The following is a 25,119-nucleotide window of genomic DNA, read 5'->3' on the forward strand; positions in this document are numbered from 1 at the left end:
GTTGTGGACACGGTTGGAAGCGGCGACAAACGACAGCCCTGGGGGGGGGGGCCCACCCCCCCCCCCCCCCCCCCCACCCGTTTCTGTGGATCACCGTCACGGCCTTTGTGCACAACTGCCCGTTACCACCGGCCCGTCCATGGGTACTCGACCGGCCTGGTCCGGGACCGGGGCCCGGCGCCGGCACGGGAACCCCGGCACCTCCACCGGGAACCGGCCCCGGACCAGACCCCTCGGCACCAGTACCGTGCCACCCCGGGCAGGGACTCCCGGCACGTGATCGCCGGGTTCGTATGCTGCCGTGCATGACGAAGCTGGAGCGACTGCGGGCCGATCACGCACCTGCCCTGCTGGCCTTCGAGCAGGAGAACCGCGCGTACTTCGCCCGCAGCGTGCCCGACCGCGGGGACGGTTACTTCACCGAGTTCACCGACCGCCACCAGGCGCTCCTGGCGGAGCAGGACACCGGCACCTGCCACTTCCACCTCGTCGTCGACGACCGAGGCACCCTGCTGGGCCGCGTCAACCTCGTCGACGTCCACAACGGCAGCGCCGAACTCGGTTACCGCATCGCGCAGCACGCCACCGGCCGTGGCGTCGCCCGCGCCGCAGTCTCCGAAGTATGCCAACTGGCCACCACCCGTTACCGGCTCGTCACCCTCACCGCGTGCACCACGCAGGACAACCCGGCCTCACGCGCAGTCCTCACCCGCAATGGGTTCACCGCCGTCGAGGACATCACCCTCGACGCGCGCGCCGGCACGCGCTACCGACGTGACCTCACCACGGGCCGGTACGGAACAACCCCTCCGGGCGCGCACCCCACGGAGGCACCCCACTAACCTTCCGGTCATGTTCGTAATGGAATTGACCTACACGGCACCCCTCGAGCGCGTCGAGGAACACCTCCGGGCACATGTGGCATGGCTCGACACCCTCTACGAGGAGGGCGTCGTCATCGCCTCCGGCCGCAAGGACCCGCGTGACGGCGGGATACTGCTCGCGGCCGGCATCGACCGCGCCCGTGCCGAGCAGATCGCGGAGGCGGACCCCTTCACGAAGGCCGGGGTGTGCGCGTACCGGATCACGGAGTTCTTCGCCACGAAGACGGCACCCGCACTGGAGCGCTACAAGGAGCAGCTCCCGGCCTGACGGGCACGAGCTGGAGGGCGGGAGGCAGCAGGCGCCCGCCGAGGCGATCAGCTCGTCCTGCGCCGCGAGCAGCTCCCCGTAGGTGTGCTGACGGGGGCCGTACACGGGAACGTCTCCCCGACGGGGTGGCCGACACGGGTCGGTGAAGGGCGCTCCCGACGGGGCGGACGATGGCACAGTGGTGGCATGTGTGGTCGTTACGTCTCCACCCGCAGCCCCGAGGACCTGGTCCAGCTCTTCCAGGTCGCCGACTGGCGCGCCCAGGAGAGCCTGGCGCCGAACTGGAATGTCGCGCCGACCGACGAGGTGTGGGCCGTCCTCGAGCGCGCCGCTCGCGGACAGGACGAACCTGCGTCAGCGCAGCGGCAGTTGCGGCCGCTGCGCTGGGGACTCGTGCCCTCGTGGGCGAAGGACGTGAAGGCCGGCGCCCGGATGATCAACGCGCGGGTGGAGACGGTCCACGAGAAGCCCGCCTTTCGCCGCGCGTTCCTCAAGCGCCGCTGCCTGCTGCCGGCGGACGGCTTCTACGAGTGGCAGGCGAGCCAGGACCCCGACACCGGCAGGACGCGTAAGCAGCCGTACTTCATCCACCCCGAGGACGACCAGGTGATGGCGCTGGCCGGACTCTACGAGTACTGGCGCGACCCGGCCGTCAAGCAGGACGACGACCCGGCCGCCTGGCTGATGACCTGCACCATCATCACCACCGAGGCCACCGACGCGGCCGGCCGGGTGCACCCGCGCATGCCGCTGGCGCTCACCCCGGACCATTACGACGCCTGGCTCGACCCGCACCACCGGGACCCCGACGAACTGCGCTCCCTGCTCGGTCGGCCCGCGGACGGCCACCTGGAGACCCGGCCGGTCACCACGGCCGTCAACAGCGTCCGCAACAACGGCCCGCAGCTGCTCGACGAGGCCGCTCCGTGACGGTGCCGGACGCCCGTCAGGTGCACCTCGCCGCATCGCCCACCTGTACGAAGCCGTCGTACCGCTCCGGGGGGCCTCGGCTGACGACGCCGGCGCGGGTAGCCGTCGCGCCCGGTCAGGACCGACTCTGCGCGCCGAGCAGCAGCGGTCGCATGAAGGTGCGCTCGTAGCGCAGCACGCACCCGCTCTCGTCGCGGATGCGGTCGGCCTCGATGAAGTCCACGTCCACGCCGAACAGCGCGCGGTACTCCTCGTAGGCGGCGAGGCTGGAGAAGCTGAACAACGCAAGCGCCTCGTCACTCGCCCCCTCGGCGGGAAGGTAGTAGCCGTGGTGCGTACCGCCGTTGGCGTCGACCAGTTCCATCCAGCGGCGGCCGAACCGCTCGAACGCCTCCGTCTTCGCCGGATCGATGACGTAGCGCACAACGCAAGTGATCATGCGTCGAGGTTAGACGCGGCGGCGGTCCGGGCCGGGTACGAATCTCCGAGCGGACAGCCGCCCGGGCGCTCCTCACTCCCTGAATGGCCCCGGACCGGCTCCCGTTTGCGCGCCGACGCCCAGTTCGGCGCGGAGCCAGCCGGTGAGTTCGGTGGACGTGAGGAGGTCGGAGTGCCCGCCGGCGAACGTCCGCTGGACACATTCCGTCCGGGTGAAGCGTCGCCACTGCCCCACCGAGGCGTCGTCGGCCAGAGGGTCCTCGGCACCGCGGACGGCCAGGACCGGGCACGAGACGCGCGCCGGCTGCGCGGACGGCGTGAAACCGGCGAGCAGGACCAGGTCCTGCTGGACCGTCTCGGCCACCACCTCGCGCCACTCCGGTGCGGTGGCGGCCCACTGTCCGGGGTCGACGGCGGCGAGGTAGGCCGCGGCGGCCTCGGGCGAGTCCGTCGCCCGGGGCGGTACGCGCAGCAGGTCGGGGGCCGACGCCCCGGCGACCACCAGCGCGTCCACCTCGACGCCGCTCCCGGCGAGCGCGAGCGCCGTCGCGTAGGCGACGTAGGCACCGTAACTGTGCCCGAACAGTACCGGCCGTGTGCCGGGCAGCCCGGTGATCTGCTCGGCGCACGACGCGACGACCGCGTCGAAGGAGTCGGGGGGCTTCCCGGCGTCGCGACCGGTGCGGCCGGGGTAGCGCACCACCGTGCACCTCGCTCCGAACGCGTCACCCAGCGCCCGGAACTCACCGCCGAACGACCCCGCCCCCGGGAAGATCACCATGGAGCGCTCGTCACCCGTCATCTCGCCTGCCTCCGTTCGTGTGGGTACGGCTGATGCCGCGCCTCAGTTCGGCACGCTTTCACGGCTGTCCTCGTGCACCGTCCGGCGGCGCAGGAGCGCGACCGCCAGGGCGAGCACCCCGAACAGCGCCCAGCACAGCCACATGGACGGGCCCGCCAGCACGGTGACTCCCACCACCGTCACCGCGCACAGGAGAGTGACGGCCCGGGCCGGCCCGCCCGTCGCGAGCCGGGCGAAGGCCGCCGCCCCCACTCCGTACAGGACGAAGTACACGCCTCCGGAGAACGTGAAGAGGCGCTCCAGCGGGACGACTCCGCTCGCGCTCAGGACCGTGATCAGTGTGAGCAGTGCCCCGACGCTCACCACGGCGGTGAGCGGGTTGCCGTCCCGCTCGCGGACGCGCACCAGCCCGGCCGGGAGGTAGCCGCTGCGCGCCATGCCGAACACCAGCCGGGACAGCGCCAGCACCGAGGCGAAGACGTTGGCCGTGATGGCGGCGGTCACCAGGACCAGCGTGACCGGACGCCCCAGTTCACCCAGGGACCGCTCCGCGAGCAGCAGCAGCGGCGCCGACCGCAGTCCGTCCTCGTGCGGATCGACCGTGGCGAACAGGCTGAGGAGCAGCAGTCCGTACAGGGCGACGACGATGAGGTACGAGGCCGCGAAGATGCGCGGGATGGCGTCCGGGCGCTTGTGCTCCTCGAAGGTGAAGGCCACCGTCTCCCATCCGGTGAAGGCGACGAACACGGCGGTGAGCACCGTGCCGAAGGAGCCCGAGGCGGGGAGGTCGGTGCTCGGCGCTCGCACCCCGTGGGAGCCGAGCCCGACCAGGGCGATGCCCACCACCATCGCGAAGAGGGCCAGTACCAGGGCGACCTGCAGTCTGCCGGACACGGTGGTGCCGGCGCACGCGACGGCGGTGGCGCCGCAGAGCGCCAGTACCGGGAACAGCCAGGTGAGGGCGGACACGCCGGTGAACTCGGCGAGGTAGCGTCCGCCGGTCAGCGCGGTCGCGGGGATGCCGGCGACCAGGGCGAGCGTCGCGGCCGTTCCCGCGGTCCGCGCCAGGGAGGGGTTGAACGCCACCTCGGCGTAGTGCGCCACGCCTGACGCGGACGGGTGGCGCCGTCCGAGCCAGGCGTAGCAGTACAGCAGGGGGATGACCGCGAGCGCCGCCACGGCCCAGGGCATCCACGCGGAGCGGGACAGCGTGTGGTAGCTGGTGCCGGGCAGGATCATCATGCCGCTGCCGAGGATCGTCGACAGCGCCAGGAAGGTTCCCACGGCGCCGCCCAGCGACTTCTGGAGCCCGCTCACGTCACCTCCGTACGCACCTGGTGCAGGGCCGCGTCGACGCACTGTTCGAGCAGTCCGGCCAGCGGAGCGTCGATGGTGTGGCCTCCGTCCGCGACCGTCACGTGGAACTCTCCGCGGACCCGCTCGTGCCACGTGACGCAGTGGCGTGGTGGGATGAACGTGTCGCCTCGCGTCGAGAGCACGTGCAGGGTGTCCAGTGCTGGGGCGGTGGTGTGGATCCACTCGGCGAGGCCGTCGGCCACCGAGGCGTCCTCGCGCAGCCCGTCGGCGATCTCCGCGAGCATGTCCTCGTCGTCGAGGAGGTCCTGCGGAAACCCGTCGTGGGCGAGGATCTCCGCGATCTGAGCGTCGGTCAGGCGGGTCATGGTGGGGATGCGGCCCTCGTGGTCCGGGCACGGCGTGTTGATGAGCAGCAGACCGGCCGGCCGGCCGGTCCGGGCGGCGAGTCCGTCGTGCAGGCGCAGCGCGGACAGTCCCCCCATGCAGTGCCCGACCAGCAGGGCTCGTGCGGCGTCCGCGGCATCGAGGGCCTCCCGCAGTTGCGTGCCGCAGTCCTCCTGCCATGCGCCGGACTCGACTGCCCGGGAATCCGGCGGGTTCGCCAGGGACAGGAAGCCCATGCCGCGCCGGGCGGCGAGCTTCTCCAGTTGTTCCGTAGTGGTGCCGCCCGCACCCGCCGCGGGGAACGCGACGAGCAGGCAGCTCTGCTCGGATGCGGTCATGCGCCGGCGTCCTTCGCGTCGACCACCTCGACCTTGAGTTCGGTCAGCCCCAGCATGAAGTTGGAACGCAGCCGCTGCGGTTCTTCGAGGACGACGAACGCCTTGTCCCAGGCGGCGAGTTCCTCCACGAAGGTCTGGATCTCCAAGGTGGCCACCGGGGCGCCGATGCAGCGGTGGACGCCCGCGCCGAAGGCGATCTGCTTGTTGTCCGGCCGGTCCATCATGAACGTGTCGGGTCGGTCGAACACGGCCGGGTCGCGGTTGGCGGCCATGTTCCACAGGGTGACGAAGCTGCCCTCCGGTATCACGTGGTCGCCGACGGGAAAGTCCTCGAGGGTCAGCCGCTGCACGTAGCTGTTGGTCGAGGTCCAGCGCAGGAATTCCTGGGTGGCGACGTCGACGGGCACGTCGCCCGCGACGACCTTGAGCCACTGGGCCCGTTCGCGGTGGATGGTGTCGACGGTGAGACTGGCCGTGTGCGGGGTGGTCTCGTTGCCGCCGACGGCGACGTTCAGGCCGTTGAGCAGGGCCACGTCGCGGGGCATGTCGCCGGAGGCGACGAGCTGCGCGAGGAATCCGATCATGTCGTCGGCGGAACCGGACTCGATGCGCCGGCCGATGAGGTCGTCGATGAAGTCGAGAACCTCCATCTGCGCGTCGACGAGGGAGTCCAGGGGCGAGCCGCCCGTGTAGGACTCGTCGCGGTAGCCGATCATCGTGCGGGTGGCGTCCAGCAGGGCCTGGGCGTCCCCGGGGGCGATCCCGAAGAGGACCTCCAGCACTCCCTTGGGCAGTTCGGGTGCCACGACCTTGTCGAAGTCGACGCGGTCGCCCACCGACAGTTCCCCGAGCGCCGTACGGATGTTGTGGCGTACCGTCCGGCCGACCTTCTCGAGCATGTCCCGGCTGAATCCGCTGCGTTTGATCGGCCGCCGGATGGCGGTGTGCTCGGGCTGGTCGGCGACGATGAGCATGCGGCCGGAGGCCGAGTCCTTCTCGGGGCGGTACGAGCCGTCGATCATCGTCCCGAAGGCGGAGCTGAGCCGGCGGTGGTCGACGTAGGCCGCGTACACGTCGGCGTAGCGGGTCAGGGCGTAGAACTCGTATCCGTCGGGGCGCCGGTGGACCGACACCGGATGGTTCTCCCTCAGGTCGGCGAGGTACGACCAGGGGTCGTCGACCGCGAAGAACTCCGCCGAGTACAGCGGGCTGTCCTCAACCACCAACATGGAGTGCTCCCGTCAGTTCGGCGATGCGGTTGGGGGTGCGGCCCTCGAAGAAGACGTGCCCGGGCACCTTGACGCCGGTCTGCTCCTTGAGCAGGGCACGGCACCGCAGGACGGCCAGCGAGTCGACGCCCGCTTCGAAGATGTCCTCGTCCTCCGGAAGGTCGCGATGGAGGACCTTGCGCAGGCACTCCACGATCATGGCTGGTGAGATCTGTGTCATCGCTTGCCTACCCTTTCCATGTAGAAGTCGTCCATGAGTGAGGGAACGTCGGTCTTCCCGCCGGCCTTCGTCGGGAACGCGTCGACGAGGTGGAGCCGTATCGCGTCGGAGAACGACCGGACGACGGGTTCGAGCTGTGCGCGGACGGTGTCCTCGGCCGGGTGGTCCCCGCCGAGGCGGACGAAGGCGACCGTGCCCCGGTCGTCCTGGGCGACCAGGCAGTCGAGGACACCGGGGACACGGCTTGCCTCGTGCTCCAGGGCCCCGGCGTCCACCCGGGTGCCGTTGACCTTGATCTGGTTGTCGAGCCGTCCGGCGAACTCCAGGTTGCGCGCGTCGTCCTCACGCACCAGGTCACCGGTCCGGTAGGTGGCGCTTCCCCCGTGCACCGGGAACGGCTCGGTGAGCCGGCCGCCGTCCAGGTATCCGGCGCAGACCAGTGGCCCGGAGACCACGAGATGGCTCAGGCCCCGGGGGGAGCTGTCCGTCGGCAGCAGGCTCTGGCGGCAGCCGTCCAGCGGGGCGCCGATGGGGATGGTCTCGGCCGTGAACCCCTCCGGCAGGTCGTACCGGTGGGTGGCGAAGGTCGCCTCGGTGGGACCGTAGAGGTTCACGAAGCGGTTCGTCAGTCCGGCCGCGCGGGCCTGCCGGTAGGTGGCCGCGCGGAACTGCTCGCCGCCGCTGAAGACCCAGGGGATGCCGGCGAGGCATTCGGGCATGGCGCCGACCACCGTGGTGACGACGGCGGCCGGCAGCAGCACCCGGTCGATGCCGTAGCGCTCGGCGAGTTCCGGCCAGGCGAACACGTCTTCGTTGACATGCGGCAGGCGGACGACGCGGCCGCCGGCCGCCACCGCCTTCCAGGTGTCGAACCACCAGCCGTCGAAGGCGGGCGCGGCGAAACCGCCGGCGGTCGGCGTCCCACGTGTGGGCACGTCCAGTCCGCGGCAGGCGAACAGCGCCAGCAGGTTGCCCCGGGTCACCGCGACGGCCTTGCGCCGGCCGGTGCTGCCGGAGGTGAAGTTGACCGCCACGACATCGGAGGGAATGCGGTCGGCGGGCAGCCGTTCGCCGGACCGCTCGACCTCCTCGACGGCGTCGGCACCGTCCCCCGCGCCCACCCGGACGAACAGGGTGAGGTCCGGGCGGACCCGGTCGAGCACGTCGGCGCCGAGGCTGCCGTCGTCGCTCACGGCCAGGCCGCCCGCCTGCCACACACCCAACTGGCCGGCGAAGAAGCCGAGCCGGGAGTCCGAACGCAGGCAGACCACGCGCGCACCCTCGTAGCGGGCGACGGCCTGCCGGACCGCCCCGGCGAGCTCTCCCACTCGGTCCCGGCCGTACTCGACCTCCTGCTCCACCCAGACCGTCTCCGCGGAGCGCCAGCGGTGCGGGCCGATCACGTCGCTCCATGCATCCGTCACAGCTTCAGTCCCAACTCGTCGATCACGGCGCTGATACTGATCAGACTCAGGCGTACGTCCCATTTGTCGGGCGTGGGATCGGCCACCAGCCGGTCGAACGCCTCCGGCGCGAAGATCCCACTGGCCGCGACGAGGTCACGCCAGCGTGCCGTCTGCCGTTCGTCGGCGATGGCGTCCAGTCCGTAGGCCGTGAATCCCTGTTTGGCGCGGGTCAGCACCCGCTCGGGTACTACGCCGGCATACGCCGTCTTCAGACACGCCTTGCCCTCGAAGTCGGCCACCTTGCGGTCGTCCCCGGTGCGCAGGGCCAGTTCCACCACGCCGTTGCCGAGGAAGGGGTAACGGCCCTCGATGGAGTTCGCCATCAGCATCAGGTCTCCGTGGTCGCCCAGAAGATGCCCGCCGAGCTGTACGTACACGTCGGCGATGGAGCGCAGTTGCATCGGAGTGAGTGCGGCGGCCTCCTGGTCGGTGTAGGGGATCAGCCGTTCCCTCCAGAACTCCCGCCCCGCCAGGGCCTCTTCGGTCTGCGGGGTGTAGCACTGCCGGCGCCGGCGGGCGAGCCGGTCCCAGTCGACCTCCCAGCCGAAGTCCGCCCGGCCCCAGGCGCGGGCGTTCTCCTCGCGGCCCTGGGGCGTGCGGCGTCGCGCGGCGTCGAAGACGTAGGAGTCGTAGCCGAAGAACAGTTCGTCGGCGCCCTCGCCGGAGACGACTCCCTTGATCCCGGCCTGGCGTACCTCGTCGGACAGCATGCGCGCCGCCACGTTGTACGTCTCGCGCTGCGGGTAGCAGCAGTGGCGCACCATGTCCTCGAACCCGGCGGCCACGTCCGCGGGGCCGCAGCGGATCTGCCGGTGTTCGCTGCCCACCGTCTCCGACACCTCGCGCTGGAAGCGCCCCTCGTCCAGGGCTGCGTCCTCGAAGAGCACGGAGAACGTCTTCGGCGGTTTCTCGAGGAGGCGGGTCGCCTCCAGAACCAGGGTGGAGGAGTCGAAACCGCCGCTGAGATAGGCGCCGATCTCGACGTCCGCGTGCAGCCGGTCGCCGACCGCGCCGCCGAGCGTGTCGCGGATCTCCTCGTCGGTCGCGGGTGCCGCGGCGGTGTCGAACTCGCCGTAGCGCCAGTAGCGCGTGGTACGGGGTTCACCGTCGCCGAACGTGACCACGCAGCCGGAGGGGACGGCGTGGACGTCGCGCACCAGTGTCTTGGGGGCGACGATGTTCCCGAGCGAGAGGTACTGGTCGACGGCGGTGACGTCCAGCCACCACGTCCCGGGCACCGAGGTCACCAGTGGCTTGAGTTCGGAGGCGAAGTGCACGTGGGTGCCGGCCACCGTGTAGAAGAGGGGGCAGATACCGAACCGGTCGCGGCCCAGGTGCAGCCGCTCGCGGTCCCTGTCGTAGATCGCCGTGGCGAACTGGCCGTCGATGAGGCTCAGTCCTTCGGTCCCGTACCGTGCGAACAGTTCTGGCACGACGGCCACGTCCACCCGGTTGGCGGACCGGACGCCCAGACGTCGGCTCAGTTCGGGGGCGTTGTAGATCTCGCCGTTGGTCACGGCCGCGTAGCGGCCGGTGGCGTCCTCGGCGGGCTGCCATCCGTCACGCAGCGCGGTCATGCCGAGGCGGCCGAGTTTCATGGACAGCGTGGGTGTGCTCAGCGAGTAGCTCTCGTCCGGCCCCCGATGGGTGAGCCGGGCGTGCATGGTGGCGGAGACGGCCCTGTCCAGGGTGCCGTCCGGCGCGAAGGTCCCGCACAGGCCGCACATCGCGCTACACGCCCCGTTCCTGGAGTTGCTCCGCGAGCACCCGCAGGTTCTCCGCCCGCAGCACGTCACGGACACCGGCGTCGACCCAGCCAAGTCCGCGCATCTTGTTGACGAGGACCACGGCGGAGGCGGAGTCGCCGCCGACGTCGAAGAAGTTGTCGTCCAGCTCCACGTCCTGCACCCCGGTGAGGCTGCGCACGAGATGCAGGACCCGCAGCTCGGGCTCGCTGTGCAGGATCGCCCGCAGCGCTGTGTCGCGCCGGCCGGCCCGCAGCGCATCGCGGTCGATCTTGCCGTTCGGGGTGTGCGGAAACGTCGCGACGCGGTCGAGCACCGAGGGGACCTTGTACGGGTCGAGGGTGTTCTCCAGCTGCCCCCGCAGGGTTCGCGGGTCGCCGTCGCCGCGGTAGTAGCAGACGAGCACGTCGGGGTCGCTGCCGTCGGCGCCGTCGTGGGACTCGGCGGCGACCACGGCGTCCAGGACGCCGTCCAGTCGGCAGACCGCGTTCTCGATCTCGCCCGGGTCCAGGCGGTAGCCGCGGACCTTGACCTGCCGGTCCACCCGCTCCACGAAGTACAGCGCGCCGTCGCGCTCCTCGACGATGTCGCCGGTGGCGTAGACACTCTCGGAGCCGGGCTCACGAAACGGTGCGAGGCCGTCCTCGGTCAGATAGCCGAGCGCCACACTCGCTCCGGTGACGACGAGTTCACCGCGGTCGCCGGCCATGTCGCCGTCCACAGTGCGCAGGTGGTAGGCGCAGTCGCCGACCACCGAGCCGAGCGGCACCGCGTGCCGGCAACTCCCCGGGGCGAGCGGCTCGGTCAGCAGGTTGCACACGGTGGTCTCGGTGAGTCCGTACGCGTTGTGGAACGCGGTCACCGTGGCCCAGGTGCGGATCACCGAAGGTCGGCAGGGGCCACCGCCGTTGATCACGTGCCGAAGCCGCATGCCGGGGGTCGGTTCGGTGACCGTCAGCGCGTACGGCGTCGTTTTGAGGTGGGTGATGCCGAACTGCTCCAGGGTCTCGGCCAGGACGGAGCCGGGTGTCAGCCGGGACTCGTCGAGCACGACGAGGCAGGCGCCCGCGGACAGCGTCCACAGGATCTCGGTGAGGCATCCGTCGAAGGTGAGACGGGCGAACTGCAGGGTGCGCGAGCCGGGACCGACCTCCAGCCGCTCGACGTGGTCGCGGATCACCGGTGCGAGGGGGTCGGCTCCCACGAGCACGCACTTGGGTTCGCCGGTCGAGCCCGAGGTGTGGATGGCGTAGCCGGCGTCGGTCCCGGCCGGCAGCGGTCCGCCCACCGGGCGCCCGTCAGGGGCCGTCGGGCCCGCCGGCAGCCAGGCCGCGGGCACCTCGCCGAGCGCGACGTGCCCGTCGGGCGATGTCGCGTCGGCCATGGTCCGCAGCCCCAGCAGCCGCACCTTGGCGGCGTTGGAGGCCGCGCTGTCCCGGTCGTCGACGACGACGAACGGGCGCCGTGCCTTGAGCGCGCCGACGATGGCGACCACGGCACCGATGTCCCGGTGGCTTCGGATGCCGACGAACTCACCGGGCTCGGTGCGCTCGGCCACCCGGCGCGCGAAGTCGTCGGCCAGCTGTCCGAACTCTCGGTAGCTGAAGGTACGTTCGGCATTGCGGACGGCTGGGCCGTCCGGGAACTCCTGTATCGCGCGGTCGATCTCGTCGACGACTGTCATGTGACGGGTGTGCACCTCGCCCTCCTCTGTCGTGTGGCGTGCCGATGGCGTGCTGGGGACGGACGGGGTCCGTCACCGCACCGGGTGGGTGAGGGTGCCGACACCCTCGACGACCGAACGGACCGTGTCTCCGGGGCTGATCACGGTGGCCCCGGGTGTGCCGGTGCACAGGACCGTGCCGGGTGCGAGCGTGCGGCCGGCGGTGAAGTACTCGACGAGGTACCCGAGGTCGTACTTCATGGAGGTCGGTGTGGCCGACGCGACCGTCTCGTCGTTCAGGACCGTGGAGATCCGCACGGCGTCGAGGCCGTCGGGGAACTCGTCCATGGTGACCAGTACGGGCCCGACGCTGCAGAACGTGTCGAATCCCTTGGCCCACGGGATGTACCGCGGGTTCTCGCGGATGGCGTCCTCGGCCGTCATGTCCAGGACGCAGGTGACCCCGGCGATCACCGACCGCCACCGGTCGCGGGCCACGTTCTTGCAGGCGGTGCCGACGATCAGTCCGAGCTCCGCCTCCGCGGTGACCCGCTTGGACTGGACCGGCAGCTCGATGTGCTCCGCGTTGCCGATGAGACATCCGCCGGGACGCAGGTAGGAGCCGGGGCCCGAGGCGGGCTGCTGGGTCTCCAGGTCCTCACTGTGGCGCTGGTAGTTGAGGCCCGCGCCCCAGATGTCCGCGTCGCGGTCGGCCACCGTGGCGGCCAGCTCCGTGTTCAGCGCGACCGGCGCGAGGTCGTCCCCGTGCCGGTCGAGGGCTCCGGCGAGGGCCTGCAGTTCCCGCTCGCCGACCAGGTCGGCGATCCGGGTGACCCCGGCGTACCCCGGCAGTCCGCTCAGGGGCAGCCATCTGCCGTCGTGACCGACGACGATCTCACTGCTGTCGCTGCCGGTGGAGGTCCTGGCCAGTTTCACTGCTTCTCCTCTGTCGCGATCGGTCGGCCGGCGCGGGTCGTGCGGGTGAGGCCGGGGCGCGGACCACGGCGCCCCGGCGTGTGACGGGGCCCGCTGTCTAGGCGGCGCAGCCGCAGCGGGCCGCGGCGCTCCGGAAGTCCTTCTGGCGGGGGCTGTGGTCGGCGATCTCCACCGCGGTCTCCATCAGGCGCGCGGGATCCGCGCGGAACTCGGCGGCGAGGTCCTCCACCAGCGGGAAGAAGCCCGAGTGGATGCCGATGACGGCGCCGAGCACCTGCATCGTGCGGTCCTCCGGGACCGCTTCCATGTTGAGGTGGGCGTACTCGGCGATCCTGGCGAGTTCCTGGTAGTTGAAGAGGTCGCCGCGGGTCAGCTTGAGGATGCCGGCGACGGCCTCGATGGAGGCGTTGCCGGAGCCTCGCCCGATGCCGTTGAGCGTGGCGTCCACGATGGTGGCGCCGGCGTCGTACGCGGTGACGCTGTTGAAGTTCGCGAGGCCGAGGTTGTCGTGGCCGTGAAAGCCGACGACGTCGAAGTGCTCCCGGACCGCGCTCACGTACTCGCGGACGGTGCCGGGGAGCATCGCGCCGTAGGAGTCCACGACGTAGACCCCCTCCAGGGCCTCCGGCACCCCTGCCAGGCTGTCCAGGAGCTGGCCCACGGGGGTCGCACTGGACTTCATCAGGTTGAGGTAGACCTCTTCGCACACCTCGGTTGCCTGGCGCAGATAGTCGAGGTGGTCGGGGACCCGGTCGGGTTCCATCCCGACCCGCAGGAACGTCATGCCCTTGTTGGCCAGCGTCTCGACGGTCTCCAGCCGGGTGAACTCCGGCTGGGCGAACATGCCCCACGGCTTGCCCGAGAGGGTGGCGCCGGCCAGCTCGCCCCAGCGCCGGTGGTCTATGTTGCAGGCCCTGATCCCCGTCTTCTCCGCCTCCAGCCCGAGACCGTGGCCGACCTCGACCTTGGTGACCGGGGTGTCGTTGAGGCGTGTGAGTAAGTTGGTCACGAACGTCTCGTCGAGCTGAAAGTCGACGGCGTACATGCCATCGCGCAACGTGCAGTCGAGCAGATCGACCTTCGCGGTTTCCATGAGCTGGCTGCCCGGTTGGGACATACTGCCACTCCTCACTGAGATCCGTATGGGTGCCCGAGATGTGCTTCTGTCGTGCGGGACATGAATGCTGTGTGCCGAAAGAATGCAGAGCGCCGGTACCGCCGGAATACGCAGGGAATTCATCCGGAGTTTCCGGGACGAACGCGAGGGACGTCAGCCATACCCGAGGCGGACGAGAACTCACTGCTTCGGCGGTGGCCCCGGGGTGGGCGCTTCGAGAAGGCACAGGAGTTTCCTCGCACAATCCGTCTTCCGACGGCGCGTATCTATTATGCTAGGGAATTCCTCACCCCACGGCAAGCAATTTCCGGGATTTCTGTAGCCAATTCTCTTGCCACTTTCCCCCGACGTAAACATTCAATTTCCCTCGGGATGCGGCAGGCCGGCCAGGGCGGCCCGGGTGAGCCCCGCGAGCCGCTGGAGACCGTCACCGAGCCAGATCGAATGATGATCCCCGGGGATCGTGTGCTCCGTCAGGTCGGGCACGAGTCGGGCCCACCGTCCGTCCTGAGGGGGCGAGTGCGAAGCCAGCAGATGACAGGCCGGACCGTGGTACCGCCCGGGTGCCTGGTACGCGTGGACCGCCTGCACGTGCGCGCGGAACACGGTGTAGCGCTCGCTCAGCAGGTCCGCTTCGAGTTCGGGCGGCAAGGCCCGTGACTGTTCGACCTGCCGGAAGACGGCGTCGGCGTCTCCCGCGAACTTTGCGGTCAGCGCGTCGAGTTCGGTTCCGCACTCGACGCCGAGCGACGCGGTGACGTCGTGCAGAAAGCGCCGGACGGTCTCCCTCTCGGGCGGCACGGGCGACGGGAACGGCGGGCTCGTGTCGACGAGGACCACCTGGCCCACCTCGGCGCCGGCCTCCGCCAGCCGCCGTGCCATGTCGAACACGATGAGGCCGCCCAGTGACCAGCCCAGCAGGTGCACCACGCCGTCCGGAACGAACTCCCGCAGGGCGGCGGTGTACCGCGCGGACAGGTCGGGAACGGAGGGCACGGGTTCCTGGTCCCCTTCGAAGCCGGGCGCCTCGATCCCGTACACGGGCTGGTCGGCGCCGAGCAACTGGGCCAGGGGAAGGTAGGAGTACGCCGAGCCGGAGCTGGCGTGCACGCAGAACAGCGGTGCCGCGGTGCCCTCGGGGCTCAGCGGGACGATCCGGTCCACGTCCGGGTGGGGCGGGGAAGGCCTGGTCATGAGCGCACCTCTTCGGTCTTCTCGTCCACGAGCGCGGCGACCGCCCGCACGGTGACGTTGCCGTACATGGCCCGCACGCTGAGCTTGACGCCGAACTTCTTGTTGATGCGGCTGACCGCACGCATGGCCTGCAGCGAATTCCCGCCGGCTGCGAAGAAGCTCTCCTCGGCCCCCAGTTCCGGCGTCGCCAGCACCTCGCAGAAGATGCCGGTCACGGCCTCCTCGGTCGGCGTGCGGGGCTCCGCGCGGTCGGCGCCGCCGGCACCCCCGGCCGCTACCAGCTCGATCACCGCCTCGCGGTCCACCTCCCAGTCGTCACGCAGCGGCAGGGCGGGCAGCACCACCCAGTGCGTCGGGATCAGCGCGTCGGGCGCCAGGCCCACCAGGTGGGCCCGGAGTTCCGGCGGAGCCGGCGCGCGGTCGCCGACGGGGCGGACGCAGGCAGTCACCCTGGAGGCCCCGTCCTCGTCCGTGTCCTCCAGGACCACGGCCGCGGCGATGCCGGGGTGGCTGCTCAGCAGCGTCTCGATGCGGGCGGGTGACGTCGGCACACCCCGGCGCTCGATGCGCGCGTCCGCGGCACCGAGCAGTTCCAGACGCAGGTCGTGGCTCCAGCGGGCGGTCTCGTCACTGAGGAAGGCGGTGCGGTCCGGGTGGAAGGGGTCCGGCACGAAGCGGTTCGCGGCGGCCTCCGGCTGGTTGAGGTAGCCGTCGGCCAGGCTGCCCGCCGCACCACCGACGAGGAGACGGCCGGTCACACCACGCGGTACCAGGTTCAGTGCGTCGTCGACGACGTACAGCGACCGGTTGACGTGCGGCGCGGTGCCTCCCTGCGCGGAACCGGCGCAGGCCGCGGGGGCGCTGGGCGGTCCCCACAGCGTGCCGAACCGCCGCCCCTCCCGCGCCCACGCCCCGGCGGCCCGTCCCGACGGTTCACGGTCAGCGCCACGGATGTGCCGCAGGCCGGGCAGTGCGGCGGGGTCGAGCAGGGCACGCAGCGCCGGCGGCAGCTGCGCGTGGGTGACACGGCGCTCCCTCAGCAGGGCGGCCACACGTTCGGCGTCCGCGCCCTCCTCGGGCGTCGCCGCGACGAGCGTCGCGCCGCACGTCAGGGCGGCCCACACGTCGCCCCGCAGGTTGCCCGAGGACACCGGCAGGACGAACAGCCGGTCGCCCTCCGCGAGTTCGAGCGCCCGGCGATGACCCTCGCCGGTGAATGACAGCGTGCGGTGTGAGAGGACCACGCCGCGGATCTCCCCCGCCGCGTCAGGCACGTACACGACGCAGGCGGGCGCACCCGGATCCAGGCCCGGGTCCTTCTCGTGGGCCGGCAGGGGCGCGGACGGCGCGGCCGCGAGCCGCGGGCCGTCCTCGGTGTCGAGCCCCACCACGGCCCACCCGGACGGTTCGGGAAGGCGGGCCCGCGCATCGGCGTCCGTGACGACGACGGCCGCGGCGGTGTCAGCGGCGACGAACGCCAGCTGCCCGGCGGCCTCCTCGACGCCGAGGTGGGTTGCAACCCCTCCCGCCCGCCACACGCCCAGGGCGGCGACGCAGGCGTCGGCCCACCGGTCGCTGACCACGACGGCGACCGCGCCCGGCAGGAGGCCCGCGGTCCGCAGCCGTGCGGCGAGGGCATCGGCCCGCCGGTCGAGGTCCGCGTATGTCAGCTCCTGCGTGCCGCTGACGACCGCGGTGGCGGTGGGCCGCAGCCTCGCGACACGCGAGACCGCCCGGGGCACGGGCTCACCGTCCCACTCGGCCTCGGGACCGCGGCCCGCGGCGAGCAGCAGGCGGCTCTCCTCCTCGTCGACCAGCGCGATGCGCGACACCGGCCGGTCCGGGTCGGCCGCGGCGGCGCGCAGCACCGTCTCCAGATGGGCCAGGAGCGCTTCGATGCGCCAGGGGTCGAACAGGTCGGTGGAGTACTCCACGGAAGCGCGCAGGGTCGTGCCGTCGTCGACGAGGGTGATCGCGACGTCGAAGCGGGCGCCCTCGGCGGCCTGCGGTACCAGTTCTGCCGACACCCCCTGCAGGGAGAGGTTCTCGCCGGAGGTGGCGCCGCCGAGCATCTGCAGGCTGACCTGGAACAGCGGGTTGCGGCCCGGCTCGCGGATCGGACGTACGGCGTCGACGACCTGGTTGAACGGCGCCTCCTGGTGCTCGTACAGCTCCAGGGTGCCGTCGGCCACCCGGTCGACGAGTTCACTGAAGGCGGGGTCGTCCGAGAGGTCGCAGCGCAGCACCGCCATGTTGACGAACATGCCGACGACGGTTTCCAGTTCCGGCTCCGGCCGGCCCAGCATCGGGACGCCGAGCGGGATGTCGTTCTGGCCCGTGTAGCGGCTGAGCACCACGTTCAGGGCCGCGGCCAGCACCATGAACGGGGAGGCGCCGTGGTCGTCGCCGAGCCGCACGACGAGGCCACGGACGTCCTGGGGCAGATCCCTGTTCAGGGTCTCGCCGTGGTGGCCGCCGCCGACCGGTCGGGGCCGGTCCGCGGGCAGGTCGAGCACGGGGACCCGGTCCAGTTTCGCGCGCCAGAAGTCGAGATCCTCCTCCAGGACGGCACCGTGCAGACGCTCGCGCTGCGCGACGGCGAAATCGGTGTAGTCGAGGTCGGTCTCCTCGAAGACGGGTGACATCCCGTTGCACAGGCTGCGGTAGGCGGTGGATATCTCCGCGTTGATCAGTCCCGTCGACCAGCCGTCGGTGACGATGTGGTGGAAGCCCTGGAAGAGGACGTGCTCCTGCGGTCCCAGGCGGACGAGGGAGAAGCGGTGCAGCGGGCCGGTGCCCAGGTCGTAGGGCTCGGTGCGCAGTGCGTCGGTCTCGGCGCGCAGCCGCATCTCCCGTTCGGCCTCGGGGAGTTCGGACAGGTCGGTCACGGGCAGTGGTGCGAACGCGTGCGGCGCCACCACTTGGTGGAGGGTGTCGTCCACGCGGTGGACGGTGGTGCGCAGGGCCTCGTGGCGGGCCACGACCAGGTCGAGGGACTGCTCGAGGACGTCGACGCGCAGGGGGCCGGTCAGCCGCCACACCATGAGGATGTTGTAGACCGTGTCTCCGGAGGCCAACTCGTCCAGGAAGTACAGCTGTTCCTGGGCGAACGAGACCGGGTGGGCCGACGGGAAGCTTTCGTCGGCGACCGCCGGACCGTGCCGTTCACTGGGGTGCATGTCAGGTCCTCTCCGGTGTGATCGGCGACTTCAAAGCGGACAAGGGAACTCCTTCGAGGCGCGGAGGGGCGGTCCTTCCGGACGGCGCGGGGAAACGGGGTCGGAGCCTGGGCGCGGGCGGCGGACGTCGGTGCGGATGTCACCCGGCCGTTTCGGCCGTCTCCGCCCGTGGTTCGGGCATGGAGCGCACACGAACGACCGGGGACAGGGCGAGTGGGACGACCATCGCGGCCGAGCAGAGCACCAGGACGACGAGGCCCGTCCGCAGGCCCAGGGCTCCGCCCAGCAGCCCCCCGCAGAGCCCGCCGAGCGCTCCGCCGCCGAACAGCAGCGTGCGGAAGGCGGCGTTCATGCGGCCCATCAGTGACTGGGGGGTCAGGGTCTGGCGCAGCGAGAGCTGTACGACGTTGGACAGTCCGCTGCCGAAGTAGCTGATCAGCAGCGACAGGATGAACGTGACGATCATCAGAGGCCTTGGGCCGCCCGCGATGATGAGCAGGAGGGGGCCGACGTAGATGCCGGTGAGGGCGAGTCCGTAGACCGCGCCGGTGGGGAAGCGGCGGATGCTCGCTGCCGAGGACAGGGCCCCCAGCAGCGCACCGACGGACGACACCGAGTAGATGAGGCCGACGAGTTGAGGACTCAGTCCCTTCTCCCGCACTCCGTAGAGGAGGAAGAGCGTGGAGACGCTGGTCAGCGAGAAGTTGGTGAACGGGGCGAGCGCGGCCAGGGGGCGCAGCAGGTGGTGGCCGAAGACCCAGCTCACACCCTCCTTGAGTTCGCGTCCCAGGTGCCGTTCGGTCGTCGGGGGCGCAGGGGCCGGTTCCTTGGTGCGGATCATCAGAAGGCTGATCAGCGAGGCGAGGTAGGAGAAGGCGTCCAGGACCAGTGCCGTCGGGGGCCCGAGCCAGCCGACGAGGACACCCGCCACGCCGGGGCCTGCCACGTCGGAGGTCGACTGGGTGACGCTGAGTTTCTGGTTCGCCTCGACGTAGAGCCGCCGGTCCTTGACGAGAGCGGGGACGTAGGACATCCAGCTCACGTCGAACAGGACGGAGCAGACGCCCACCAGGCACGCGATGACCAGCAGCGCCTCGATGGACAGCAGGTGCAGGGCCGACAGCAGCGGAACCAGCGCGATGAGCACCATCCTGACCGCGTTCGCCGCCAGCATCAGTGGCCGGCGGCGGCTGCGGTCGACCCAGACTCCGAAGACCAGCGACAGGAAGAGGTACGGGGACAGTTGCAGGAAGCTCAGGAGCCCCACCTGTTGCGGTGTGGCGTCGTACACCAGTACCGCGGTCAACGGCAGCGCCAGATTGGTGACCTGTGACCCGAACAGGGAGAACGTCTCGCCCGACCAGAACGTGAGGAAGTCGCGGCTGTGCCACAGGTTTTCCGGAGCGGAGGGCGGCGGCTCATGAAGAAGAGGCTGCTTCGTTTCTTCGGTCACCGGCAGCTATTCCCGTCCTGGTGAACCTTGGTAAGGGCCGCGCCTGCATAACTCGTGCACGCCGGCGGCTCGCGCATCGGATCGGGCACGACGGTTGCCCATCGGTAATCCCCCATTTCCACAAGTAATACGTCGCGCGTTTCGCGGCGCACATCTGGAACATATTAACCGGCGCCTTTTAACCGGAAGCTATTAAGACGAACAAAGGTGTACAGGCGTACGGGTTCCCAACCGCCCCCACCACACACCGCCGCATTCCTTGTTGGCTGAAAGACCGTGCCCACGCCCGTCCAAAACGGGGAGCATGCGGATCGCCCCGTGCGTCCGCGACGACCGGCGGAGTACGGCACATGGTGCAGATCAGGAGCGTATTGTTTCCGCCGACGACCTGAAACGATCACTATTTACGATCTTGAAAAGACCGCGCAGTATCAGCCGGTACCTCGCGCTCCCAGCGCTGTCCCGTTCCACCGTCGCCCCCTGAGCCCCGAGAACGCCCGCCGCGTCTGCCGCGCCGGCCTTCGACATCCTCGCCACTCCCCCGCCACGGGCACGCGCCGCAACCGGGCCGGCGTCCGCCGCTGGAACTCAACCCGGCGTCTTTCCGGCCGTTGCCCCTCGGAGCACCCTAGGGGCGTGCGATAGGTTGCCCGCCATGACTGGACCCGGACCCGTCGCCTGGCCACCCGCCCCGATACGGACCGAACGGCTCGTGCTCCGTGAGTCCGACACCCGGGACCGTGCGGCGTTCATCGAGTTGTTCGCGTCACCGGAGGTGCACACCTACCTGGGTGGCCCTCGGCCGCGTGAAGAAGTCGAGCGCACGGCGCCCGAGGTGCCCGGGCGTCGCCCTGGCTTTTTCGTGGTCGATCTCGACGGAGCGATGATCGGCGTGGTCAAGCTCGATCGACACGACGCGGAGAGTCCGGGGCACATCCGTCCGGATGTCGTGAAGGCCGAGCTCGGCTACCTGTTCCTGCCGGAGGCCTGGGGATGCGGGTACGCCGCCGAGGCGTGCGCAGCCGCACTGGACTGGTTCGCCGACGCGCTTCCCGGCGAGCCGGTCGTGCTGCGCACCCAGACCGCCAATGACCGCTCGATGCGCCTCGCGGCGAAGCTGGGGTTCAGCGAGGTGGAGCGGTACGAGGAGTACGGCGCCGAGCAGTGGTTCGGCGTGTGGTCATCGGCCACGCCGTCGGGTTGAGTCCGGGACGAAAGCAGCGTCCTTGAGATGTGCCACTGACCCCAGGGCGTCCCAGCGGGCCCCCCGGGGCCTCGTACCGCGGCGGCGCCCCCGCGTTGCTTGTGGTCAGACGAGCGCGTTCTTGTAGAAGAGGTTGGAGCGGCGGTCGCCTGCCTCGCCGGAGGCGAAGCCGAGGAACAGCCGTACCTCACCGGCCACCGTCCGGTAGACGGCCATGCCCTCGGGCTCGCGGAAGCTGAGGGTCGAGCCGGCCTGCGTCAGAACGGGCCCCTGGGCGACCTTCCCTGTGTTGAGGTCGATGGCGGTGACCTCCGAGTCGACGATGTTCCCGTTCGCTTCGTAGCTGGTGCCCGTGAGCACGTAGAGATACTGGCCGTACGCCGTGTAGCCCTGGAACACCGACGACGCCGTGCTGAGGGTGGGCATGACGAACCGGGACAACGGGCTGCTGAAGTCACCCGACGCCGCCGCGGACAGGGAGTGCACGGAGATGTACCGGTCGCCGTCGAGGAGGTAACGCACGATGAGGCGGTCGTTCACCGGGTCGGTCGCGCAGGTGTAGGAGGTGGCTCCCGTCACGGGCGTGTGCTTGGTCAGCGCCGAGGAACTGGTCGTCAGCGTGGTGCCGCTGGTGAACTTGAAGCGGGCCAGGCGCGTCCCGTAGCCGCTGGTGCTCGCGTCGGTCTCCGTCCACAGGTACGTGGAGGTGCCGACGGCCTGGGCGCCTATGGACACCCCGTGACCGAAACCGGTGAGGTACATGTACCCGACCTGGTTGCCGTCGAAGTCGAGCTGGGTCACGCACAGGTCGCCGGCCGTCTCCGACGTGCCGTCGCGGCGCTGGACGACGAACAGGCGGCGGTTGACGTTGTCGAAGACGAATCCCTGCTGCACGGTGCTGTCGCGCAGAGTCTTGCTGCGGAACAGGTCGTACGACGGTTCCGTCAGGTCGAAGCGCAAGGACGCGGGCACCGCCGCGGAGGCCGCACCCGCCCCCGTGCCCAGGCCCAGTGCGGCCAGGCCCAGGCCGCCACCCGCGCGCAGCAGATTGCGGCGGCTCGGGAACGCGGCGCCGTTGTCGGACGGGGTCGACGGGAACATGTCTTCTCCTTGACTGTGCGATGGCAAAGCAGACATGAATCTACGTGATGGTTCGGCAGCGACAGACGGGGGCCGCCGTGCCCGTTTCCGGCCTCGCTGGCGTCGGCGGACGGTCGGTCAAACCGCCTCTGCACGTGGGAGTTGGGCCCTCCACCGGCCGGACGGACCCGTGTTCGCGAGTGACCTACCGGTGCTGCTCGGCCCCGGCGAACATGTCGATCAGGCCGTGGGGCGCGTCGTCGCCGAAGAGAAGCTCGTGGAGCCGGGCGCCATCGGTGGCTGCCGCGGCACTGCGAGGGAACAGGTCCTGCTCGTACGCGGCGAGCGCGGCCTCGGTATCGTCCGGGTGCGCGGCGATGGCCTTTCCGAGTTCGGCGCCGTCGTACATGGCCAGGTTGGCTCCCTCGCCGTTCGGGGCCGAGAGGTGGGCGGCGTCGCCGAGCAGCGTCACCCCGGGCACGCGGTCCCAACGGTGCTCGGGCGGCAAGGCGTTGAGGGCGCGCAGGACCGGTGCTGTCTCACCGTCGGTGATCAGTGCGGTGAGTTCCGGCGCCCAGCCCGTGAACTCCTGCGCGATCCGCTCGGCCGCCGCGGCGGAGTCGGTGAAGTCGATGCCCGCGAACCAGCCCTGGGGCTTGGAGAGGGCCACGTAGGTGTGCAGGGTCCCGCCGCTCTCCCGGTGCGCCTGGATTCCCTTGCCGGGCGCGAGCGCGAGCAGCGACCCGCCGCCGACAGCCTTCGCGACGGCCGGATGCCGGGTGTCGGCGTCGAACAGGTAGGTCTCGACGAAGGATCCGCCGATGTACTGCGGAACCGCGTCCGAAACGAGCGGCCGCACCCGCGACCAGGCACCGTCCGCGCCCACCAGCAGGCTCGTGACGACGGTGGAACCGTCGTCGAAGGCCACCTCGTGGCGGTTGTCGCCGAGGGCGCGGACACCGCTGACCTTGTGCCCCCACCGGACGGTGCCTGCCGGGAGAGAGTCGAGCAGGATCCGCCGCAGCTCGCCGCGCAGCACCTCGGGACGCCCGCGCTCACTGTCGTCGTCGAACAGCACGGTCCCGTCCGGGGCGAGGACCCGCATCGCCTCACGCCCTTCCAGGACGAGGCCGCGGAACTCGTCCATCAGGTTCGCCGCCCGCAGGGCCGGCTGGCCGTTGTCCTCGTGGATGTCGAGCATGCCGCCCTGCGGCCGAGCGGTCGGAGAGACCTCCGCCTCGTAGACGACCGCCGGAATGCCGTGGACGTGCAGGACGCGGGCGAGTGTCAGTCCGCCGAGTCCGGCACCGACGATCGTGACGTCACTGGTCATGGTGTTCCCTTCGCTGTCGCGGGGCCTGCCGCTTGCTCACCCGGCAGACCAGCTCTGGAACCGCGTTCCAGACAGCTCAGGCTGGAACATCGTTCCAGGGATGTCAAGCTGGAACGGCGTTCCACGCATGTGTCAGGATGTCCGTATGGCAACCAGGACGCGCCGACCGGAGCGACGCAAGGAACCGCTGTCACGGGAGCGCATCGTCGAGGCGGCGGTCGGGCTTCTCGACTCGGCGGGCGAAGGCGGACTCACGTTCCGCGCCCTGGCCGAGCGTCTCGCCACCGGGCCCGGCGCGATCTACTGGCATGTGAGCGGCAAGGACGAGCTCCTCGATGCCGCCACCGACGCCGTCGTCGCCGACATCATGACCTCCGGCACGGCCGACACGTCGCCGCACGAGGCGATCCGCGCCCTCGCACTCGGCGTGTTCGACGCGATCGACGTCCACCCGTGGATCGGCACGCAGCTCTCGCGCGCCCCGTGGCAGTCGCCGATGCTCCGGGTCTTCGAGCACCTCGGACGCCACGTGCAGGCACTTGGTGTGCCCCCCACCGTCCAGTTCACCGCCGCGTCCGCGCTGCTGAGCTACATCCTCGGGGTGGCCGGGCAGAACGCGGCCAACGCCCGCGCACACCGGACGGGCACGAACCGGACCGAGTTCCTCGGCACCGCCTCCGCCGCCTGGGCGGACCTCGACCCCGACGAGTACGCCTTCACGCGAAACGTCGCGGCACAGCTACGTGATCATGACGACCGGGCGGAGTTCGTCGCCGGCATCGACTTCGTCCTCACCGGAATCACGGCCTGCCGAGGGGCGGCCGGCCCGGCACCGTCGTAGCCGACGCCCGGGCCGCCCCTGGAGACTCGGGGAGACGGCGCTGCGATCCGCCGGGCCGGCGTGCTCCGGGACGCGATCTCCATTCGCGGCGCTCTCCGGAAACGGGTCCGCCTCGGCGGCCGGACCGCCCGCCGGTTCCCGGGTCCGCGGTCAGAGACCAGGGTCCGCGGTCAGAGAGTGAGGAGTCGGACCAGCAGCACCGCCAGCGTCCCCGCGGTGAGCAGCGATCCCGCGGCCGTGAACACCCGGTCGACGGTCGGTGCGTCCCAGCCCTGGATGGCACACCGGCGGGGATCTTGCGGGTCGTAGCGGACCGTGACACACGCCCCCACACGAAAGTCCCGCGCGACGGAACCGCGGCCGAGCCTCGACGCGTACTCGCACGCGCGTCCGTCCCGGGCCGTCCAGGCGGCGACCGGATGGCGGTAGGTGGCACCCTCGTGGTCCCGCCTGACGTCGTGGCGGACTATCCGGCCCTCAGCCGTGACACCCCCGCGACGCAGGGCAGCGGCACGGCGGAGTCCGTATGCGCCGAAGCCGAGGAAGACCACGCCGATCGTCAGCGGGATGAGTGCGAGGAGCCATACGCGTTGCATATCTGGTGCGACGCGTGTGCGAGGGTACCGGTTGCGGTCGGGGCGACCGTGTCCGCCACCCCGCCCTCACCGGCGCCGCTTCTCTGTGCGGGCCCACGGCGTCGGCATCCGCGCGACGGCCCCGAGGTCAGGCCGGAGCTCCGGCGGGGGCTCGGGCGGCCTCCAGCACCTCGGGCAGCGGAAGCTCCAGGGCCGCGGCGAGTTCCGCGAGCTCTTCCTCCGTCGGCTGGATGGGCCCGGCTGTGCCGTCTTCGGCCAGGACCTTGATCCGCGGCGTGCGGATGCCGGTCCGCTCCGCGAGGGCCTGAGCCGTGAGACGGCGGCGCCGCATGGTCTGCTGCAACAACTGCGCGAGATGAACCATTCAGGGCTCCTGCCCAGCCCGCGCGCTTTCACGCAACCGCGTTTCGGCTTCGGGCACGGGCACACCCGTTCGTAGTGGTTCCGGGGCGCCCCACCGTGTGGGGCGGGCCACCGCGCAGCTCATGGGCCGTGCGGGCAA

Annotated in this window: 23 protein-coding genes; 5 read left to right on the plus strand and 18 right to left on the minus strand. The window is 70.7% G+C overall.

What is annotated here, in order from left to right:
- Window positions 1-305 precede the first annotated feature (305 nt).
- From AC069T_RS10090 to AC069T_RS10100, 3 genes are all read left to right on the plus strand, one after another.
- Window positions 306-842 (plus strand): GNAT family N-acetyltransferase, encoded by a 537-nt coding sequence (locus AC069T_RS10090; protein ID WP_478782280.1) that lies wholly within the window; start codon window positions 306-308, stop codon window positions 840-842.
- 10 nt (window positions 843-852) lie between these two features.
- Window positions 853-1,152, plus strand: coding sequence for a YciI family protein (locus AC069T_RS10095; protein WP_476753376.1), 300 nt, complete (start codon window positions 853-855; stop codon window positions 1,150-1,152).
- A gap of 186 nt (window positions 1,153-1,338) precedes the next feature.
- On the plus strand, window positions 1,339-2,082 hold the full coding sequence (locus AC069T_RS10100; RefSeq protein WP_478782281.1) for an SOS response-associated peptidase: 744 nt from the start codon (window positions 1,339-1,341) through the stop codon (window positions 2,080-2,082).
- 115 nt (window positions 2,083-2,197) lie between these two features.
- On the opposite strand, the gene AC069T_RS10105 is transcribed toward AC069T_RS10100, so the two are convergent.
- The 14 genes from AC069T_RS10105 to AC069T_RS10170 form a co-directional block, all read right to left on the minus strand.
- On the minus strand, window positions 2,198-2,521 hold the full coding sequence (locus tag AC069T_RS10105; RefSeq protein WP_478782282.1) for an NIPSNAP family protein: 324 nt from the start codon (window positions 2,519-2,521) through the stop codon (window positions 2,198-2,200).
- Between the two features lie 72 nt (window positions 2,522-2,593).
- Window positions 2,594-3,322 carry a thioesterase II family protein gene (locus tag AC069T_RS10110; protein WP_478782283.1) on the minus strand — a complete coding sequence of 243 codons (729 nt, stop codon included), beginning with the start codon at window positions 3,320-3,322 and terminating at the stop codon, window positions 2,594-2,596.
- Window positions 3,323-3,364: 42 nt separating this feature from the next.
- The gene (locus AC069T_RS10115) at window positions 3,365-4,639 is read right to left on the minus strand and encodes an APC family permease (protein ID WP_478782284.1); all 1,275 of its coding nucleotides are present in this window, start codon (window positions 4,637-4,639) and stop codon (window positions 3,365-3,367) included.
- Window positions 4,636-5,361 (minus strand): thioesterase II family protein, encoded by a 726-nt coding sequence (locus AC069T_RS10120; RefSeq protein WP_478782285.1) that lies wholly within the window; start codon window positions 5,359-5,361, stop codon window positions 4,636-4,638. The genes AC069T_RS10115 and AC069T_RS10120 overlap by 4 nt, the downstream gene beginning before the upstream one ends.
- Window positions 5,358-6,590 (minus strand): cytochrome P450, encoded by a 1,233-nt coding sequence (locus AC069T_RS10125; protein WP_478782286.1) that lies wholly within the window; start codon window positions 6,588-6,590, stop codon window positions 5,358-5,360. Before AC069T_RS10125 ends, AC069T_RS10120 begins: the two co-directional genes overlap by 4 nt.
- Window positions 6,577-6,810, minus strand: coding sequence for an acyl carrier protein (locus AC069T_RS10130; RefSeq protein ID WP_476753368.1), 234 nt, complete (start codon window positions 6,808-6,810; stop codon window positions 6,577-6,579). Before AC069T_RS10130 ends, AC069T_RS10125 begins: the two co-directional genes overlap by 14 nt.
- A complete protein-coding gene (locus AC069T_RS10135; protein ID WP_478782287.1) occupies window positions 6,807-8,234 on the minus strand; it encodes an AMP-binding protein in 1,428 nt (475 codons plus the stop codon). Before AC069T_RS10135 ends, AC069T_RS10130 begins: the two co-directional genes overlap by 4 nt.
- Window positions 8,231-10,003, minus strand: coding sequence for an asparagine synthase (glutamine-hydrolyzing) (asnB, locus tag AC069T_RS10140; RefSeq protein ID WP_478782288.1), 1,773 nt, complete (start codon window positions 10,001-10,003; stop codon window positions 8,231-8,233). The genes AC069T_RS10135 and asnB overlap by 4 nt, the downstream gene beginning before the upstream one ends.
- Before the next feature lie 4 nt (window positions 10,004-10,007).
- Window positions 10,008-11,705 (minus strand): non-ribosomal peptide synthetase, encoded by a 1,698-nt coding sequence (locus AC069T_RS10145; protein ID WP_478782289.1) that lies wholly within the window; start codon window positions 11,703-11,705, stop codon window positions 10,008-10,010.
- A gap of 72 nt (window positions 11,706-11,777) precedes the next feature.
- Window positions 11,778-12,620 (minus strand): fumarylacetoacetate hydrolase family protein, encoded by an 843-nt coding sequence (locus tag AC069T_RS10150; protein WP_478782290.1) that lies wholly within the window; start codon window positions 12,618-12,620, stop codon window positions 11,778-11,780.
- A gap of 97 nt (window positions 12,621-12,717) precedes the next feature.
- Window positions 12,718-13,737: a beta/alpha barrel domain-containing protein gene (locus AC069T_RS10155; protein ID WP_478782291.1), complete on the minus strand. Its 1,020-nt coding sequence runs from the start codon at window positions 13,735-13,737 to the stop codon at window positions 12,718-12,720.
- Between the two features lie 357 nt (window positions 13,738-14,094).
- Window positions 14,095-14,931 carry a thioesterase domain-containing protein gene (locus AC069T_RS10160; RefSeq protein WP_478782292.1) on the minus strand — a complete coding sequence of 279 codons (837 nt, stop codon included), beginning with the start codon at window positions 14,929-14,931 and terminating at the stop codon, window positions 14,095-14,097.
- Complete coding sequence (locus tag AC069T_RS10165) at window positions 14,928-18,110, minus strand: condensation domain-containing protein (RefSeq protein ID WP_478782293.1); 3,183 nt, start codon at window positions 18,108-18,110, stop codon at window positions 14,928-14,930. Before AC069T_RS10165 ends, AC069T_RS10160 begins: the two co-directional genes overlap by 4 nt.
- A gap of 139 nt (window positions 18,111-18,249) precedes the next feature.
- A complete protein-coding gene (locus tag AC069T_RS10170; protein ID WP_478782294.1) occupies window positions 18,250-19,563 on the minus strand; it encodes an MFS transporter in 1,314 nt (437 codons plus the stop codon).
- 655 nt (window positions 19,564-20,218) lie between these two features.
- Here AC069T_RS10170 and AC069T_RS10175 point away from each other — a divergent pair.
- On the plus strand, window positions 20,219-20,767 hold the full coding sequence (locus AC069T_RS10175; protein ID WP_478782295.1) for a GNAT family N-acetyltransferase: 549 nt from the start codon (window positions 20,219-20,221) through the stop codon (window positions 20,765-20,767).
- Window positions 20,768-20,872: 105 nt separating this feature from the next.
- On the opposite strand, the gene AC069T_RS10180 is transcribed toward AC069T_RS10175, so the two are convergent.
- Window positions 20,873-21,868 (minus strand): phage baseplate protein, encoded by a 996-nt coding sequence (locus tag AC069T_RS10180; RefSeq protein WP_478782296.1) that lies wholly within the window; start codon window positions 21,866-21,868, stop codon window positions 20,873-20,875.
- A 184-nt stretch (window positions 21,869-22,052) separates the two neighbouring features.
- The gene (locus tag AC069T_RS10185; protein WP_478782297.1) at window positions 22,053-23,180 is read right to left on the minus strand and encodes an FAD-dependent oxidoreductase; all 1,128 of its coding nucleotides are present in this window, start codon (window positions 23,178-23,180) and stop codon (window positions 22,053-22,055) included.
- 145 nt (window positions 23,181-23,325) lie between these two features.
- Between AC069T_RS10185 and AC069T_RS10190 the strand changes: the two genes are divergently transcribed.
- Entirely contained in the window at window positions 23,326-24,021 is a 696-nt protein-coding gene (locus tag AC069T_RS10190; protein WP_478782298.1) for a TetR/AcrR family transcriptional regulator, read from the plus strand.
- 170 nt (window positions 24,022-24,191) lie between these two features.
- Here the strand turns inward: AC069T_RS10190 and AC069T_RS10195 are convergent, their stop codons facing one another.
- Together AC069T_RS10195 and AC069T_RS10200 are read right to left on the minus strand one after the other, a co-directional pair.
- Window positions 24,192-24,617 (minus strand): DUF3592 domain-containing protein, encoded by a 426-nt coding sequence (locus AC069T_RS10195; RefSeq protein WP_478782299.1) that lies wholly within the window; start codon window positions 24,615-24,617, stop codon window positions 24,192-24,194.
- A 127-nt stretch (window positions 24,618-24,744) separates the two neighbouring features.
- On the minus strand, window positions 24,745-24,981 hold the full coding sequence (locus AC069T_RS10200; RefSeq protein WP_478782300.1) for an XRE family transcriptional regulator: 237 nt from the start codon (window positions 24,979-24,981) through the stop codon (window positions 24,745-24,747).
- Window positions 24,982-25,119 lie beyond the last annotated feature (138 nt).

Source organism: Streptomyces sp. NPDC043867, assembly GCF_056435845.1.

Excerpts from the sequence above, each read along its gene's own strand:
- AC069T_RS10090 (WP_478782280.1), top strand. The coding sequence starts at position 306 with ATGACGAAGCTGGAGCGACTGCGGGCCGATCACGCACCTGCCCTGCTG.
- AC069T_RS10095 (WP_476753376.1), top strand. The coding sequence starts at position 853 with ATGTTCGTAATGGAATTGACCTACACGGCACCCCTCGAGCGCGTCGAG.
- AC069T_RS10100 (WP_478782281.1), top strand. The coding sequence starts at position 1,339 with ATGTGTGGTCGTTACGTCTCCACCCGCAGCCCCGAGGACCTGGTCCAG.
- AC069T_RS10105 (WP_478782282.1), bottom strand. The coding sequence starts at position 2,521 with ATGATCACTTGCGTTGTGCGCTACGTCATCGATCCGGCGAAGACGGAG.
- AC069T_RS10110 (WP_478782283.1), bottom strand. The coding sequence starts at position 3,322 with ATGACGGGTGACGAGCGCTCCATGGTGATCTTCCCGGGGGCGGGGTCG.
- AC069T_RS10120 (WP_478782285.1), bottom strand. The coding sequence starts at position 5,361 with ATGACCGCATCCGAGCAGAGCTGCCTGCTCGTCGCGTTCCCCGCGGCG.
- AC069T_RS10125 (WP_478782286.1), bottom strand. The coding sequence starts at position 6,590 with ATGTTGGTGGTTGAGGACAGCCCGCTGTACTCGGCGGAGTTCTTCGCG.
- AC069T_RS10130 (WP_476753368.1), bottom strand. The coding sequence starts at position 6,810 with ATGACACAGATCTCACCAGCCATGATCGTGGAGTGCCTGCGCAAGGTC.
- asnB (WP_478782288.1), bottom strand. The coding sequence starts at position 10,003 with ATGTGCGGCCTGTGCGGGACCTTCGCGCCGGACGGCACCCTGGACAGG.
- AC069T_RS10145 (WP_478782289.1), bottom strand. The coding sequence starts at position 11,705 with ATGACAGTCGTCGACGAGATCGACCGCGCGATACAGGAGTTCCCGGAC.
- AC069T_RS10155 (WP_478782291.1), bottom strand. The coding sequence starts at position 13,737 with ATGTCCCAACCGGGCAGCCAGCTCATGGAAACCGCGAAGGTCGATCTG.
- AC069T_RS10160 (WP_478782292.1), bottom strand. The coding sequence starts at position 14,931 with ATGACCAGGCCTTCCCCGCCCCACCCGGACGTGGACCGGATCGTCCCG.
- AC069T_RS10165 (WP_478782293.1), bottom strand. The coding sequence starts at position 18,110 with ATGCACCCCAGTGAACGGCACGGTCCGGCGGTCGCCGACGAAAGCTTC.
- AC069T_RS10175 (WP_478782295.1), top strand. The coding sequence starts at position 20,219 with ATGACTGGACCCGGACCCGTCGCCTGGCCACCCGCCCCGATACGGACC.
- AC069T_RS10180 (WP_478782296.1), bottom strand. The coding sequence starts at position 21,868 with ATGTTCCCGTCGACCCCGTCCGACAACGGCGCCGCGTTCCCGAGCCGC.
- AC069T_RS10185 (WP_478782297.1), bottom strand. The coding sequence starts at position 23,180 with ATGACCAGTGACGTCACGATCGTCGGTGCCGGACTCGGCGGACTGACA.
- AC069T_RS10190 (WP_478782298.1), top strand. The coding sequence starts at position 23,326 with ATGGCAACCAGGACGCGCCGACCGGAGCGACGCAAGGAACCGCTGTCA.
- AC069T_RS10195 (WP_478782299.1), bottom strand. The coding sequence starts at position 24,617 with ATGCAACGCGTATGGCTCCTCGCACTCATCCCGCTGACGATCGGCGTG.
- AC069T_RS10200 (WP_478782300.1), bottom strand. The coding sequence starts at position 24,981 with ATGGTTCATCTCGCGCAGTTGTTGCAGCAGACCATGCGGCGCCGCCGT.